Here is a 13,538-nt window from a genome sequence, read left to right as displayed (position 1 = left end):
TGCCGAAGGCTGCGATCTTTTTGCTTCACCCACACACTATCGGGTGACGACATCCTGCTCCAGCATCAATTCCTGCTTCCCCGCATCCAGCCGCACCAGCGCGCCCATCGGTAACGTCAGGTTTGGATCGCAATGCCCGCTACGCCACCCCGACAACACCGGAATCCGCAACGGCTCGAAAGTCTGCTTGAGCAAGCGGTTCAGTGCCGCGACTTCCACCCCCGCCACGTCCCCGACCAGCACGCCCCGCAATCTGGCCAACTTGCCGGACAGACGCATCTGCGTCAGCAACCGGTCGATGCGATACAACGGCTCGTTGATGTCTTCAATCAGCAGAATCACACCTTCGACATCTATCTCGTAAGGCGTGCCCAACGTTGCGGCGATCATCGCCAGATTGCCGCCGAGCAAGCGCCCGTGCGCGATGCCGGGTTCGACCGTAGTCAACGGATACGCCACCGGATGTCTGAGCACACTCCCCGCCTTCATTTGCCCACGCAGCATGGCGAAGAACGAAGTGACGGTCGGCGGCTCCTTGTCGCCCAACAGGTCAGCATTGAGCAGCGGCCCGTGAAACGTCACGAATCCTGCGTATCGACTGATGGCCAGGTGCAGCGCGGTGATGTCGCTGTAGCCAACGAATGGCTTGGCATGGCGGCTCAGCAGGCCGTAATCGATCCGGTCAAGCAGCCGTGGTGTGCCGTAGCCGCCGCGCAGGCAAATAATGGCGTCGACCTCGGGATCAGCGAACGCCGCGTGCAGATCGCGCAGGCGCACGTCGTCGCTGCCGGCCAGATAGCCGTCCTTCTCGTAGACACCGGGAAACACCTTCAGCCCATAGCCACGGGCGCGCATCCATTGCACCGCCTTGTCAGTGTCCAGAGCACCGGGCCCGGCAGGTGCAATAACGCCGATCAACCCTTCTGAGGGCAACGCGGGCACGGCTCTGTGCGGGCAAAGTGTGTGGGTCGGTCGAACGGTCATCCTTGGATCTCCCTGTGAGTCATTGCACACACAGTAGTCAGGAACGGCGGTAAACAGAAGAGGCTAGGCTACGCCGCAGGTTGCAGGAAAAGTCAGCATTGAATGTAAGACAGGCAAAAAAATGCCCGCCGGGCGTTAAAGCCTCGGCGGGCATTTTTCATTCAGGGCAGGATCAGGAACCCAGCAGCTCAGCCTTGACCAGCTTCGCTTGCTCATCGGCGTGGTACGAAGAACGCACCAGCGGGCCCGAAGCAACGTTCTTGAAGCCCATCTTGTAACCTTCCTCGGCGAACCAGGCGAAGGTGTCCGGGTGCACGAAACGCTGCACCGGCAAATGGCTGCGCGACGGTTGCAGATACTGACCGAGGGTCAGCATGTCGATGTCGTGCTCGCGCATGCGCTTCATCACTTCGATGACTTCTTCATCGGTCTCACCCAGCCCCAGCATCAGGCCGGATTTGGTCGGAATGTGCGGCATCATCTGCTTGAAGCGTTGCAGCAGGGTCAGCGACCACTGGTAATCCGAACCCGGGCGCGCAGCCTTGTACAGGCGCGGTACGGTTTCCAGGTTGTGGTTGAACACGTCCGGTGGCTCGGCCGCGGTGATTTCCAGGGCGATGTCCATGCGGCCACGGTAATCCGGAACCAGGGTTTCCAGCTGCACGTTCGGCGACAGTTTGCGGATTTCGCGGATACAGTCCGCGAAGTGCTGAGCACCGCCGTCACGCAGGTCGTCGCGGTCAACCGAGGTGATCACCACGTACTTGAGCTTGAGGTCGGCAATGGCGATGGCCAGGCTTTCCGGCTCGTTGACGTCCAGTGGCTTCGGACGGCCGTGGCCGACGTCGCAGAACGGGCAGCGACGGGTGCAAATGTCACCCATGATCATGAAGGTCGCGGTGCCGCCGGAGAAGCACTCACCGAGGTTCGGGCAGGATGCTTCTTCGCAAACGCTGTGCAGCTTGTGCTTGCGCAGCAGGCTCTTGATACGGTCGACTTCCGGCGAAACCGGGATGCGCACGCGAATCCAGTCAGGTTTCTTCGGCAGTTCGGTGGTCGGAATGATCTTTACCGGGATGCGTGCAACCTTCTCGGCGCCGCGCAGCTTGACGCCCGCTTCTACCTTGGGACGCGGGGCCGGGCGCTCGGTCACGTCGAGCGTCGGGATCATGGTTTGCACTGCATCAGTAGTCATATCAGTCGATTCCGCCCGTCAGGGTCGTCTGCTCAGCATAGTCGAGGTGTTTGACGAGCTGCGCGCGCAGCCGGGCACTTACCTCGGCAAATTCAATCGATCCTGCGTGGTCGCTCAGCTGGGTCATCGCCAGCCCGGCATAGCCGCAGGGATTAATCCGTCGAAACGGTTCCAGGTCCATATCCACGTTCAGAGCCAGGCCATGAAAGGAGCAACCGTGGCGAATCCGCAAACCCAGAGAAGCGATTTTCGCTCCGTCGACGTACACGCCGGGAGCATCTGGCTTGGCTGCGGCGGTCACACCGTAGCTGGCCAGCAGTTCGATCAGGCACTGTTCCATGCGCGTGACCAGATCTCGTACGCCGAAACCCAGCTTGCGCACGTCCAGCAACAGGTAGGCAACCAACTGGCCGGGACCATGATAAGTCACCTGCCCGCCGCGATCGACCTGCACCACCGGGATATCTCCCGGCAGCAGCAAGTGTTCGGCCTTGCCGGCCTGGCCCTGGGTGAACACCGGCGGGTGCTCGACCAGCCAGATTTCGTCGGCGGCATCGCTGCCGCGTTCGTTGGTGAAGCGTTGCATGGCATGCCAGACCGGCTCGTAAGCCATCTGGCCGAGTTCGCGAAAGCCCAGCGTGCCCGGCATCACAACACCATGTGCACGAAACCGGAAGCCCGCAGTTCGCTGTTGATGTTGTACAGCTGATCCTGATCGGTCGCGACGATGTGCAACTGGATGGTGGTGTATTTGCCATTGCTGCTTTGACGCTCGTCGATGCGCTCATCATTGATGGTCGCGTGTTTCTTGACGATGTCGATGATCTTGTCTTTGTTGCCGACGCCCGTGTCACTGATCACCTTAATCGGATAATCAGTCTGGGGAAATTCGATCTTTGGCGCCTTTACTTCGGTATCGGTCATGGCGTAACGGCCTCTAGAGCGCAAGCCGTGATAACGCGCATGGCCCCGCACCGGATCGGGGCGGGGCCATGCAGGTCAACACTAATCAGTTGAACAAGCCGTAGAAGAATAGACGGATGCTATCCCACATGCGGCGGAAGATACCACCCTCCTCGACGCCATCCAGAGCGATCAGGTCAGCACTGTGCACGACCTTGTCTTCCAGTTTGACTTCGACTTTACCGATCACGTCGCCCTTGGCAATTGGCGCGGTCAGTTGCGGGTTCATGGTCATGCTCGCAGCGAGCTTTTTCAGCTGGCCTTTTGGCAAGGTCATGGTCAGGTCTTCAGCCAGGCCGGCCTTGACTTGACTGGTGGTGCCTTTCCACACCGGAGCCTGAGCCAGTTCGGTGCCCTTCTGATAGAAGGTCTGGGTTTCGAAGAAGCGGAAACCGTAAGTCAGCAGCTTCTGGGTTTCAGCGGCGCGGGCCACTTCGCTGTTGGTGCCGAACACCACGGCGATCAGACGTTGGCCGTCACGTACAGCCGAAGACACCATGCAGTAGCCGGCTTCGTCGGTGTGACCGGTTTTCAGACCGTCAACGGTCTTGTCGCGCCACAGCAGCAGATTGCGGTTAGGCTGCTTGATGCCGTTCCAGAAGAACTCTTTCTGCGAGTAGATCGCGTAATGAGCCGGGTCTTCGTGGATGATCGCGCGGGCCAGGATCGCCATGTCGTGAGCCGACGAGTAGTGCTCCGGGTTCGGCAGGCCGGTCGGGTTCATGAAGTGGGTATTGGTCATACCCAGTTCAGTGACCGTCTTGTTCATCAGGTCGGCGAACGCGTCTTCGCTGCCGGCGATGTGCTCGGACAGCGCCACGCTGGCGTCGTTACCGGACTGGATGATGATGCCGTGCAGCAGATCGCTGACAGTCACCTGCGAGCCGACCTTGATGAACATGCGCGAACCGCCGGTGCGCCAGGCGTTTTCGCTGACGGTCACTGGATCGTTTTCACCGATCTGGCCACGACGGATTTCCAGCGTAGCGATGTACGCGGTCATCAGTTTGGTCAGGCTGGCCGGTGGCAGACGCTGGTCACCGTTGTTCTCGACCAGCACGTTGCCGCTGGCGGCATCCATGAGGACGTAGGCTTTGGCGGCCAGTTGCGGTGGCGACGGCATCATCTCGGCCGCGAAGGCGGCTGGCGAGAGGAGCAGCGGGACTAGCAGACACAGGCGTTTGGCAAAGGTGGTGATGTTCATCCGTCTCTCGAAATCGCTAATGGAAACTGTCCTTGCGGACAAAATTTAATCAGATGACTTTCTAACGAGCCATCGCGTGTTCAGTTGCTCACTCCAGTCACCCTTGCCGGGCTTTTGTTCTTCGACGAGCCAACAACCTGGTTCACCCCCCGATACCGCAAGTGAACCGTCAATCAAGTTCTACGTATTACTCGGTGACCACACTGGGCGAACCCAGGTTGGCCAGGCGCACGCTGTTCTGCACCTGGGCGATTTCACCCGGCGAGCCAATCGGCCCCAGGCGTACCCGGTGCAGGGTCTGCTGATTGCGCACGATCGAGCTGATGAACACCGGAGCGCTCACCATCCCGCTGAGCTTCGACCTCAGCAGTTCTGCAGCGTCCGGGTTGGCGAACGCGCCCACCTGCAGATACTGGCCAGACGCTGGTGCAGAAGCGTTTTTTTTTGCACTCATCGGCACTGGGACGGTGTCAGCGGCATGTTGCTGCGGCGGTGGCGTCCATTGCTCGACGGTGCCGGCCGAGGCCGTGATCACCGGGGCGCTATTCTGCGCGACTTGCGGCTCGTTGAGCATCAAAGGCGCCGGACGGCCCTTGGCGGCCCACCATTGCTGAGGATCGATGCCTTCGACCTTGACCCGCGCGGTGCCGATCTCGGCGTAACCGAGCTTCTTCGCCGCGGCGTAGGACAGGTCGATGATGCGGTCGGAATAGAACGGACCACGGTCATTGACCCGCAGGATCACGCTCTTGTTATTGTCCAGGTTGGTCACCCGAACGTAACTTGGCAGTGGCAATGTCTTGTGCGCGGCACTCATGCCGTACAGGTCATAGACCTCGCCGTTGGCGGTGTTCTGACCGTGAAACTTGGTGCCGTACCAGGACGCCGTACCCGAAGCCACGTAGGTCTTCGATTCCTGCAACGGGAAGTAGGTCTTGCCCAGCACGGTGTACGGGTTGGCCTTGTATGGACCGGTGTGCAGGGTCGGCGTGGCATCCGGAATGCGCGATACGTCGACGTCCCACCATGGCGCGCCATCTTTGTGCGCACGGTTGATATCCAGGCCCGGCTGCGCACGCACAGCGGTCGAGGAGGTTTTCTGAGTCGGGGAACGGCTGGTCGAGCAACTGGCGACCAGCACCGCCAACGCAGCGAATGCCACCAGCTTCAGGGGTTTATTGTTAGGCAATGCCCGCATTACTTGACGCCCCGTGCTTGTACCAGCTGTTCAGACAGTTGATGTACGGCCATGGCGTACATCACGCTGCGGTTATAACGCGTGATCGCGTAGAAATTCTTCAGGCCCATCCAGTATTCAGGGCCGTTGTCGCCTTCGAGGCGAAATGCAGTAACCGGCATATCATCGCGCAGCGCATCATGACTTGACCAGCCCAGCGCCCGCAACTCTCCAACGGTTTTCGTCGGCTCGATGCCGCTGGTCAGGCCTTCATCGACCTGTTCGCCGCGGACATCGGCACGGCTGACCACCGGCTCACCGGCGACCCAACCGTGACGCTTGAAATAGCTGGCGACGCTGCCGATCGCATCATCCGGGTTGTTCCAGATGTTGATGTGGCCGTCACCGTCGAAATCCACCGCATAAGCACGGAAGCTGCTCGGCATGAACTGCGGCAGGCCCATGGCCCCGGCGTACGAGCCTTTCAGAGTCAAAGGATCGACCTGCTCCTCGCGCGCCAGCAGCAGAAACTCACGCAGTTCCTTGCGGAAAAATTCGGCACGGGGAGGATAGTCGAAACCGAGCGTGGACAAGGCATCGATCACCCGGTAATTACCGGTATTACGTCCGAAAAAGGTTTCAACGCCGATGATCGACACGATGACTTGTGCCGGCACGCCGTATTCCTGCTCGGCCCGGGCCAGGGTGGCCTCGTGCTGACGCCAGAAGTCCACACCCCGGGCGATACGCGCGTCAGTGATGAACATCGGACGATATTCTTTCCATTGTTTGACCCGCTCGGCAGGTCTGGAAATGGCGTCGAGAATCGCCTGTTTGCGTTGCGCCTCGCGGAACACTGCCATCAGTTGCTCACCGGCGAAACCATAGTCGCGGGTCATTTCACCGACGAACTCGGCCACCTGCGGCGAGCCTTCGTATTCGCCGGCCAGCGCTTCCTGCACGCTACCCAGCAGGCCCATCAGACCTACCAATGGCGCGCATCGAGTCGCCCAGCCACGCATAACTTGCATTGAACTCTTCACCTTATTCAAACCTGTGCGATCCACTTGCGATGGGTATGGATCGACATCAAAACCCCAAACGCTGACAGCAGCGTCACCAGCGAAGTTCCTCCGTAGCTAATGAATGGCAACGGCACCCCTACAACCGGCAACAGGCCACTGACCATACCGATGTTGACGAAAACGTAAACAAAAAACGTCATGGTCAACGCCCCGGCGAGCAATTTGCCGAACAGCGTCTGGGCCTGAGCGGTAATCACCAGCCCGCGGCCAATCAACAACAGATAGATCAGCAGCAGCGCGCAAATGCCCACCAGGCCGAACTCTTCGCCGAGTACGGCAATGATGAAGTCAGTGTGGCTTTCCGGCAGGAAGTCCAGGTGCGACTGGGTGCCGAGCAACCAGCCTTTGCCGAATACGCCGCCGGAACCGATCGCGGCTTTCGACTGAATGATGTTCCAGCCAGTGCCCAGCGGATCGCTTTCCGGGTCGAGGAAAGTCAGGATTCGCTGCTTCTGGTAGTCGTGCATGATGAAAAACCACATCGCCACCGACACCGGAATCGCCGCCGCCAATACACTGAGAATCCAGCGCCAGCGCAACCCGCCCATGAACAGCACGAACGCGCCGCCGGCGAGAATCAGCAGCGAAGTACCGAGGTCCGGCTGACGCACGATCAATACAAAGGGCACGCCGATCAGCATCAAACTGATGCCGACATGCTTGAGCTGCGGCGGCAGCGTGCGCTTGGACAGATACCAGGCGATGGTCGCCGGCATCAGGATCTTCATGAACTCCGAGGGCTGGAAGCGGATCACCCCGGGAATGTTGATCCAGCGTGTCGCGCCCATGGCGTTGTGGCCCATGATGTCCACCACCAACAGCAGCACCACGCCGATCACATAGCCGAGCGGCACCCAGCGCGCCATGAAACGCGGTTCGAATTGGGCGATGATGATCATCGACACCAGACCGATGCCGAACGACGTGGCCTGTTTGGCCAGCAGATCCCAGCTCTTGCCGCTCGCCGAATACAGCACGAACAGGCTGCCGGCAGCGAGAATCAGCAGCAGAATGAGCAGCGGACCATCGATATGCAGTCTTTGCAGCAGTGTCGCGCGGCGACGCATCACATCCTCACTGGAGAGCATGCGATCAAAGTTATTCATCACGGGCCGTAGCCTCCGCACTGATTGGGCTGGCGTATTCGGCCTTCAAACGTCCGTCCTGATCGAGCAGCCAGGCGTCCATGACCTGACGCACCACGGGCGCGGCAACGCCTGAACCGGACTCACCGTTCTCGACCATCACCGACACGACGATGCGTGGATCATCGGCCGGGGCAAAACCGACGAACAAGGCGTGGTCGCGGTGGCGTTCCTGAACCTTGGAGCGGTCGTATTTCTCACCCTGTTTGATCGCCACGACTTGCGCGGTACCCGACTTGCCGGCGATGCGGTATTGCGCGCCAATAGCGGCTTTGCGCGCGGTACCGCGAGCACCGTGCATCACCTGCTGCATGCCGTGGTTGACCTTGGTCCAGTCCGACGGATCACGCAGGATGATGTCCGGCATCGGATTCTCGTCCACCGGTTTCACCCCTTCGAGGGATTTGGCCAGGTGCGGACGGTTCCACACGCCTTTGTTGGCCACCAGCGCGGTGGCCTGGGCCAGTTGCAGCGGGGTCGATTGCATATAGCCCTGGCCGATCCCGAGGATCAGGGTCTCGCCGGGGAACCACGCCTGCTTGCGCGTCGCTCGCTTCCACTCGCGGGACGGCATCAGGCCGGGGGATTCTTCGAACATGTCCAGCGAGACCTTTTGGCCGATGCCGAACTTGTTCATGTAGGACGACAACCGGTCGATACCAAGCTTGTGCGCCAGGTCATAGAAGTAGGTGTCGTTGGACCGCATGATCGCCGTGTCGAGGTCGACGAAGCCGTCACCGGTACGGTTCCAGTTACGGTATTTGTGGTCGTAGTTGGGCAGCATGTAATAGCCCGGGTCGAACACCCGGCTCGAAGCTGTCACCACACCGGAATCGAGACCGGCAATCGCCACCGCCGGTTTGATCGTCGAACCCGGCGGGTACAGACCGCGCAACACACGGTTGAACAGCGGCCGGTCAATCGAATCACGCAACTCGGCGTAGGCCTTGAAGCTGATCCCGGTGACGAACAGGTTCGGGTCGAAGCTCGGCTGACTGACCATGGCCAGCACTTCACCGGTCTTCGGATCCAGCGCCACCACCGCACCGCGACGCCCGCCCAATGCGGCTTCGGCAGCTTCCTGCAACTTGATGTCCAGGCTCAGAACAATGTCCTTGCCGGGGATCGGATCGGTGCGTTTGAGCACACGCAGCACGCGGCCACGGGCGTTGGTCTCGACTTCTTCGTAACCGACCTGACCGTGCAATTCCGGCTCGTAGAAACGCTCGATGCCGGTTTTGCCGATGTGGTGGGTGCCGCTGTAGTTGACCGGATCGAGGGTTTTCAGCTCTTTCTCGTTGATCCGCCCCATGTAACCGACCGAGTGCGCAAAGTGCGCGCCCTGCGGATAGTGACGAACCAACTGCGCAACTACTTCCACACCCGGCAGGCGGAACTGGTTCACCGCGATGCGGGCAATCTGCTCTTCACTCAGCTCGAACAGGATCGGCACCGGCTCGAACGGCCGGCGCCCCTGACGCATGCGCTTTTCGAAAATCACCCGGTCCTCGGGCGTCAGCTCCAGCACTTCCACGATGACGTCGAGCACTTGCTGCCAGTCGCCGGAACGCTCGCGGGTCATGCTCAGGCTGAAGCTCGGGCGGTTGTCCGCCACTACCACGCCATTACGGTCGAAGATCAACCCACGGGTCGGCGGAATCGGCTGCACGTGGACACGGTTGTTTTCCGAGAGCGTCGAGTGGTACTCGTACTGGATCACCTGCAAGTAATACAGCCGCGCGATCAACACGCCGATCAGCAGCATGATCGCAATGGCCCCGAACACGACGCGGCTACGCACCAGGCGTGCGTCCTTTTCGTGGTCCTTGATGCGGATCGGCTGAGACATGAGGGCTGGCTTACTTGTGGTAAGGGTGACCGGACAGCACGGTCCAGGCACGGTACAACTGTTCGCCGATCAGGATCCGCACCAGCGGGTGCGGCAACGTCAGCGGCGACAACGACCAGCGCTGATCGGCACGGGCGCAGACTTCCGGCGCCAGCCCTTCCGGGCCACCGACCATGAAGTTGACCGTGCGCGAATCCAGCCGCCAGCGGTCAAGCTCGACCGCCAGTTGCTCGGTGCTCCAGGGTTTGCCGTGGACTTCCAGCGTGACGATCCGCTCGTTCGGCCCGACCTTGGCCAGCATGGCTTCGCCTTCCTGGCGGATGAATCGGGCCACGTCGGCATTCTTGCCACGGGTATTGAGCGGTATTTCCACCAGTTCCAGCGCCAGCTCGGACGGAAGACGCTTGGCATACTCATGCCAGCCTTCTTCCACCCACTTGGGCATGCGTGAACCGACGGCGATCAGGCGCAGTCGCACAGCAATCCCTTACAGCTGGTCTTTGTTGAGCTTGGTGAAATGCTCGTGGGTGTTTTCCGGGCTGTGGTGCTTGGCGTCGGCCGCACGGCTTTGCTCGGCACCGGCCCACAGGCGCTCCAGGTCGTAGAACTGACGTGCCGAGGCAGTCATCATGTGCACGATCACCAGGTCCAGGTCCAACAGCACCCAGTCGCTGTCGCCCTTGCCTTCTTCGCCCAGCGGCTTGGCGCCCTTCTTTTTGACTTCTTCACGAACCTTGTCGAGCATCGCGTTGATCTGGCGGTTGGACGTACCGGTGGCGATGATCATGTAGTCAGTGATGCTCTGCTTGTCGCGAACATCGATGACCTGAATATCCTGCGCCTTGACGTCTTCCAGGGCCTCCTTGGCGAGGTCGACCAGTTGCGCGCCAGTGAGCGGCTCGTTGGTGTTGACCGGCTCAGGCAGCGGAGCGCTCTTGAATGTGCCTTTGCGCTTTACTTTGGTTTGGTCTTTGTCAGTCATATAAAACTCGTTTTGCTCATATATTCGGCGGCTTGGCGACACGTGGATTCGTATCAGTGAAGCACGCCTTGTTCAGTTCGACGCACGGTACAGACCGTGCGCATCGATGTAGGCCAGGACCGCGTCGGGCACCAGGAAACGTACCGACTTACCGCTGGCCAGCAGTTGACGGATCTGGGTGGCAGAAACCGCGAGCGGTGTCTGCCAGACGAATGCAATCTGTCCGCTCGGCCCTTTCAGGGCCAGCGGGTCGCTCACCGAACGCGCTGCCAGCAGGTTGCGCAAGGCATCCGGCGGTTCGCTGTCGGCGTCCGGGCGCTGTAGCACCAGGATGTGGCAATGCTGGAGCAACTCTTCCCAGCGGTGCCAAGTGGGCAGGCCGCAAAATGCGTCCCAGCCCAAAAGCAGAAAAACCTGGGTCTCGGCGGGCATTTCAGCGCGCATCGACTCCAGGGTATCAATGGTCCATGACGGCTTGTCCCGCTGCAATTCGCGGGCGTCCACCATCAGCGGCGGCAATCCGGCCACCGCACACTCGACCATCGCCAAGCGATCCCGCGCCGACACCTGCGGCGTACCGCGATGCGGTGGCCGAGCGTTCGGCATCAAGCGCAACTCGTCGAGCGCCAGCGCTTCGACGACTTCCAGCCCACCGCGCAAATGGCCGATGTGCACCGGGTCGAACGTGCCGCCCAGCACGCCAATGCGTCGGGGGCGGGACTCGCTGCCGGCTTGCGGCGCTGTCAGGTCGAGGTCGGTCAAGTCAGACCGGCGCCTGGCCGCGCAACTGGCCGTCACCGACCACGATGTATTTCTCGCAGGTCAGTCCTTCAAGGCCCACCGGGCCGCGGGCGTGCAGCTTATCAGTAGAAATGCCGATCTCGGCACCCAATCCGTATTCAAATCCATCTGCAAAACAGGTCGGCGTGTTGATCATCACCGAGGCCGAGTCGACTTCCGCCACAAAGCGGCGGGTATCGGCGAGGTTTTCGCTGACAATCGAGTCGGTGTGATGGGAGCCATAATGGTTGATGTGTTCAATGGCCTGATCCAGGCCGTCGACCACGCGAATCGACAGGATCGGCGCCAGGTACTCGGTGCTCCAGTCGTCTTCACTGGCGGCAACGGCCTCAATGATCGCCCGTGTGCGCTCGCAACCGCGCAGTTCGACGCCTTTTTCGCGGAACTGGCCCGCCATCGACGGCAGGAAATCCTTGGCGACAGTCTGGTCGACCAGCAGCGTCTCCATCGCACCGCAGATACCGTAGCGATAGGTTTTGGCATTGAAGGCGATGCGCTGAGCTTTCGCCAGATCGGCGTGGGCACTGACGTAAACGTGGCAGATACCGTCCAGATGCTTGATCACCGGAACCCGGGCATCGCGGCTGATGCGCTCGATCAACCCACGGCCACCGCGCGGCACGATCACATCGACGTACTCGGGCATGGTGATCATCGCGCCAACGGCGGCACGGTCAGTGGTTTCGACCACTTGCACCACGGCAGCCGGCAATTGGGCCTCAGCCAGACCGCGCTGAATGCACGCAGCAATCGCCCGGTTGGAATGAATCGCCTCGGAGCCGCCGCGCAGAATGGTCGCGTTGCCGGACTTCAGGCACAGGCTGGCAGCATCGATGGTCACGTTGGGACGGGATTCGTAGATGATCCCGATCACCCCCAGCGGCACGCGCATCTTGCCGACCTGAATGCCCGACGGACGGAAGCTCATGTCGCGGATCGCACCGACCGGATCCGGCAACGCGGCGACCTGACGCAAACCGACGATCATGCCGTCGATACGTGCCGGGGTCAGTTCCAGACGTTCCAGCAACGCCGGCTCCAGGCCATTGGCGCGACCGGCGGCCAGATCCTGTTCATTGGCTGCGGCGAGCTCGGCGCGGGCGGCGTCCAGGGCATTGGCAGCAGCCTGCAAGGCGCGGTTTTTCTGCGCGGTGCTGGCACGGCCGATGACCCGGGAGGCTTCGCGGGCGGCGCGACCCAATCGGGTCATGTAGTCAAGAACGGACTCAGTCATGGTCTGCTGGGGTCTTGGCAAAGAGGAAAGCGGCAGATTATAGCTGTCGCGTCCCGGGACTAACAGCGGTGACGGGCGGATGGTCGAAATGAACGCGGATTCGCCGGCGTTCAGGCCCAATTAAGCCGCGCGTTGTTATCATCACGACCTCCTGAGCCTGGATAAACATTGCCTGCCATGTCCAACCTGACCGTTCGCAACCGCGCCGAACGCCTGCCGCTGGGGCTGCCGGACGCCTTTTTCGACCGAGATGCGCAAGTGCTGGCGCAGGATCTGCTCGGCAAAGTCATTCGTCACCGGGTCGGCGACCTGTGGCTGAGCGCGCGAATCATCGAAACCGAAGCCTATTACTGCGCAGAAAAAGGCAGCCACGCCTCGCTGGGCTACACAGAAAAGCGTAAGGCTTTGTTTCTGGATGGCGGCCACATCTATATGTATTACGCCCGGGGCGGTGATTCGCTGAATTTCAGCGCCCAGGGTCCGGGCAATGCGGTATTGATCAAGTCCGCCTATCCGTGGGTCGATGAAATCAGCGGGCCGGCAAGTCTGGCGCAGATGCTGCTGAACAATCCCGACGCACAGGGACGTGCGCGGCCTTCGCAAAAGCTCTGCGCCGGGCAAACCCTGCTGTGCAAAGCGCTGGGATTGAAAGTGCCAGTGTGGGACGCCAAGCGTTTCGATCATGAAGTGCTTCTGGTAGAAGACACCGGGCCGGCACCTTCGCACATCATTCAAACCACACGCCTGGGCATTCCCCATGGCCGTGACGAGCACCTGATGTACCGCTTTGTCGACGCCAACTATGCGCAATGGTGCACGCGGAACCCGCTGCGACGCGGTCAGGTCGAAGGTCGGGATTATTTCTTGCGGTAAACACACGCCATTGCGGGCTGCCGACGGCTGCGCCTGCGGGGTTAAT

Annotated in this window: 14 protein-coding genes; 1 reads left to right on the top strand and 13 read right to left on the bottom strand. The window is 60.8% G+C overall.

What is annotated here, in order from left to right; all coding sequences use genetic code 11:
- Positions 1 to 36: 36 nt before the first annotated feature.
- The 13 genes from QZR14_RS07985 to QZR14_RS07925 form a co-directional block, all read right to left on the bottom strand.
- Positions 37 to 984: a S66 peptidase family protein gene (locus QZR14_RS07985; protein WP_311996280.1), complete on the bottom strand. Its 948-nt coding sequence runs from the start codon at positions 982 to 984 to the stop codon at positions 37 to 39.
- A gap of 172 nt (positions 985 to 1,156) precedes the next feature.
- The gene (lipA, locus tag QZR14_RS07980) at positions 1,157 to 2,155 is read right to left on the bottom strand and encodes a lipoyl synthase (RefSeq protein ID WP_160768663.1); all 999 of its coding nucleotides are present in this window, start codon (positions 2,153 to 2,155) and stop codon (positions 1,157 to 1,159) included.
- A gap of 25 nt (positions 2,156 to 2,180) precedes the next feature.
- Positions 2,181 to 2,828, bottom strand: coding sequence for a lipoyl(octanoyl) transferase LipB (lipB, locus tag QZR14_RS07975; RefSeq protein WP_250607771.1), 648 nt, complete (start codon positions 2,826 to 2,828; stop codon positions 2,181 to 2,183).
- Entirely contained in the window at positions 2,828 to 3,103 is a 276-nt protein-coding gene (locus QZR14_RS07970) for a DUF493 domain-containing protein (protein ID WP_027612895.1), read from the bottom strand. The genes lipB and QZR14_RS07970 overlap by 1 nt, the downstream gene beginning before the upstream one ends.
- 85 nt (positions 3,104 to 3,188) lie before the next feature.
- Positions 3,189 to 4,346 carry a D-alanyl-D-alanine carboxypeptidase family protein gene (locus QZR14_RS07965; RefSeq protein ID WP_250607770.1) on the bottom strand — a complete coding sequence of 386 codons (1,158 nt, stop codon included), beginning with the start codon at positions 4,344 to 4,346 and terminating at the stop codon, positions 3,189 to 3,191.
- A 187-nt stretch (positions 4,347 to 4,533) separates the two neighbouring features.
- Positions 4,534 to 5,544, bottom strand: coding sequence for a septal ring lytic transglycosylase RlpA family protein (locus QZR14_RS07960; RefSeq protein ID WP_250607768.1), 1,011 nt, complete (start codon positions 5,542 to 5,544; stop codon positions 4,534 to 4,536).
- Positions 5,544 to 6,554: a lytic murein transglycosylase B gene (gene mltB, locus QZR14_RS07955; RefSeq protein WP_250607766.1), complete on the bottom strand. Its 1,011-nt coding sequence runs from the start codon at positions 6,552 to 6,554 to the stop codon at positions 5,544 to 5,546. The genes QZR14_RS07960 and mltB overlap by 1 nt, the downstream gene beginning before the upstream one ends.
- A gap of 17 nt (positions 6,555 to 6,571) precedes the next feature.
- Positions 6,572 to 7,675, bottom strand: coding sequence for a rod shape-determining protein RodA (gene rodA, locus QZR14_RS07950; protein WP_095048844.1), 1,104 nt, complete (start codon positions 7,673 to 7,675; stop codon positions 6,572 to 6,574).
- A gap of 31 nt (positions 7,676 to 7,706) precedes the next feature.
- Positions 7,707 to 9,602 (bottom strand): penicillin-binding protein 2, encoded by a 1,896-nt coding sequence (gene mrdA, locus QZR14_RS07945; RefSeq protein ID WP_311996279.1) that lies wholly within the window; start codon positions 9,600 to 9,602, stop codon positions 7,707 to 7,709.
- Positions 9,603 to 9,612: 10 nt separating this feature from the next.
- Positions 9,613 to 10,080 carry a 23S rRNA (pseudouridine(1915)-N(3))-methyltransferase RlmH gene (rlmH, locus tag QZR14_RS07940; RefSeq protein WP_003185785.1) on the bottom strand — a complete coding sequence of 156 codons (468 nt, stop codon included), beginning with the start codon at positions 10,078 to 10,080 and terminating at the stop codon, positions 9,613 to 9,615.
- A gap of 9 nt (positions 10,081 to 10,089) precedes the next feature.
- The gene (gene rsfS, locus QZR14_RS07935) at positions 10,090 to 10,584 is read right to left on the bottom strand and encodes a ribosome silencing factor (protein WP_250607760.1); all 495 of its coding nucleotides are present in this window, start codon (positions 10,582 to 10,584) and stop codon (positions 10,090 to 10,092) included.
- A 72-nt stretch (positions 10,585 to 10,656) separates the two neighbouring features.
- Entirely contained in the window at positions 10,657 to 11,331 is a 675-nt protein-coding gene (nadD, locus tag QZR14_RS07930) for a nicotinate-nucleotide adenylyltransferase (protein WP_442967390.1), read from the bottom strand.
- 16 nt (positions 11,332 to 11,347) lie between these two features.
- Positions 11,348 to 12,619 (bottom strand): glutamate-5-semialdehyde dehydrogenase, encoded by a 1,272-nt coding sequence (locus QZR14_RS07925; protein WP_311996277.1) that lies wholly within the window; start codon positions 12,617 to 12,619, stop codon positions 11,348 to 11,350.
- A 177-nt stretch (positions 12,620 to 12,796) separates the two neighbouring features.
- On the opposite strand from QZR14_RS07925, the gene QZR14_RS07920 reads away from it, so the two are divergent.
- A complete protein-coding gene (locus QZR14_RS07920) occupies positions 12,797 to 13,492 on the top strand; it encodes a DNA-3-methyladenine glycosylase (protein WP_311996276.1) in 696 nt (231 codons plus the stop codon).
- The last annotated feature ends 46 nt before the right edge of the window (positions 13,493 to 13,538 follow it).

This window comes from Pseudomonas sp. rhizo66, assembly GCF_031931925.1.
Taxonomy (GTDB): Bacteria; Pseudomonadota; Gammaproteobacteria; order Pseudomonadales; family Pseudomonadaceae; genus Aquipseudomonas.
The sequence above is the reverse complement of the archived record's forward strand: the minus strand, read 5'-3'. Positions and strand labels throughout refer to the sequence as shown.

Coding starts and splice junctions, on each gene's coding strand:
- QZR14_RS07985 (WP_311996280.1), bottom strand. CDS start 984: ATGACCGTTCGACCGACCCACACACTTTGCCCGCACAGAGCCGTGCCC.
- lipA (WP_160768663.1), bottom strand. CDS start 2,155: ATGATCCCGACGCTCGACGTGACCGAGCGCCCGGCCCCGCGTCCCAAG.
- lipB (WP_250607771.1), bottom strand. CDS start 2,828: ATGCCGGGCACGCTGGGCTTTCGCGAACTCGGCCAGATGGCTTACGAG.
- QZR14_RS07970 (WP_027612895.1), bottom strand. CDS start 3,103: ATGACCGATACCGAAGTAAAGGCGCCAAAGATCGAATTTCCCCAGACT.
- QZR14_RS07965 (WP_250607770.1), bottom strand. CDS start 4,346: ATGAACATCACCACCTTTGCCAAACGCCTGTGTCTGCTAGTCCCGCTG.
- QZR14_RS07960 (WP_250607768.1), bottom strand. CDS start 5,544: ATGCGGGCATTGCCTAACAATAAACCCCTGAAGCTGGTGGCATTCGCT.
- mltB (WP_250607766.1), bottom strand. CDS start 6,554: ATGCAAGTTATGCGTGGCTGGGCGACTCGATGCGCGCCATTGGTAGGT.
- rodA (WP_095048844.1), bottom strand. CDS start 7,675: ATGCGTCGCCGCGCGACACTGCTGCAAAGACTGCATATCGATGGTCCG.
- mrdA (WP_311996279.1), bottom strand. CDS start 9,602: ATGTCTCAGCCGATCCGCATCAAGGACCACGAAAAGGACGCACGCCTG.
- rsfS (WP_250607760.1), bottom strand. CDS start 10,584: ATGACTGACAAAGACCAAACCAAAGTAAAGCGCAAAGGCACATTCAAG.
- QZR14_RS07925 (WP_311996277.1), bottom strand. CDS start 12,619: ATGACTGAGTCCGTTCTTGACTACATGACCCGATTGGGTCGCGCCGCC.
- QZR14_RS07920 (WP_311996276.1), top strand. CDS start 12,797: ATGTCCAACCTGACCGTTCGCAACCGCGCCGAACGCCTGCCGCTGGGG.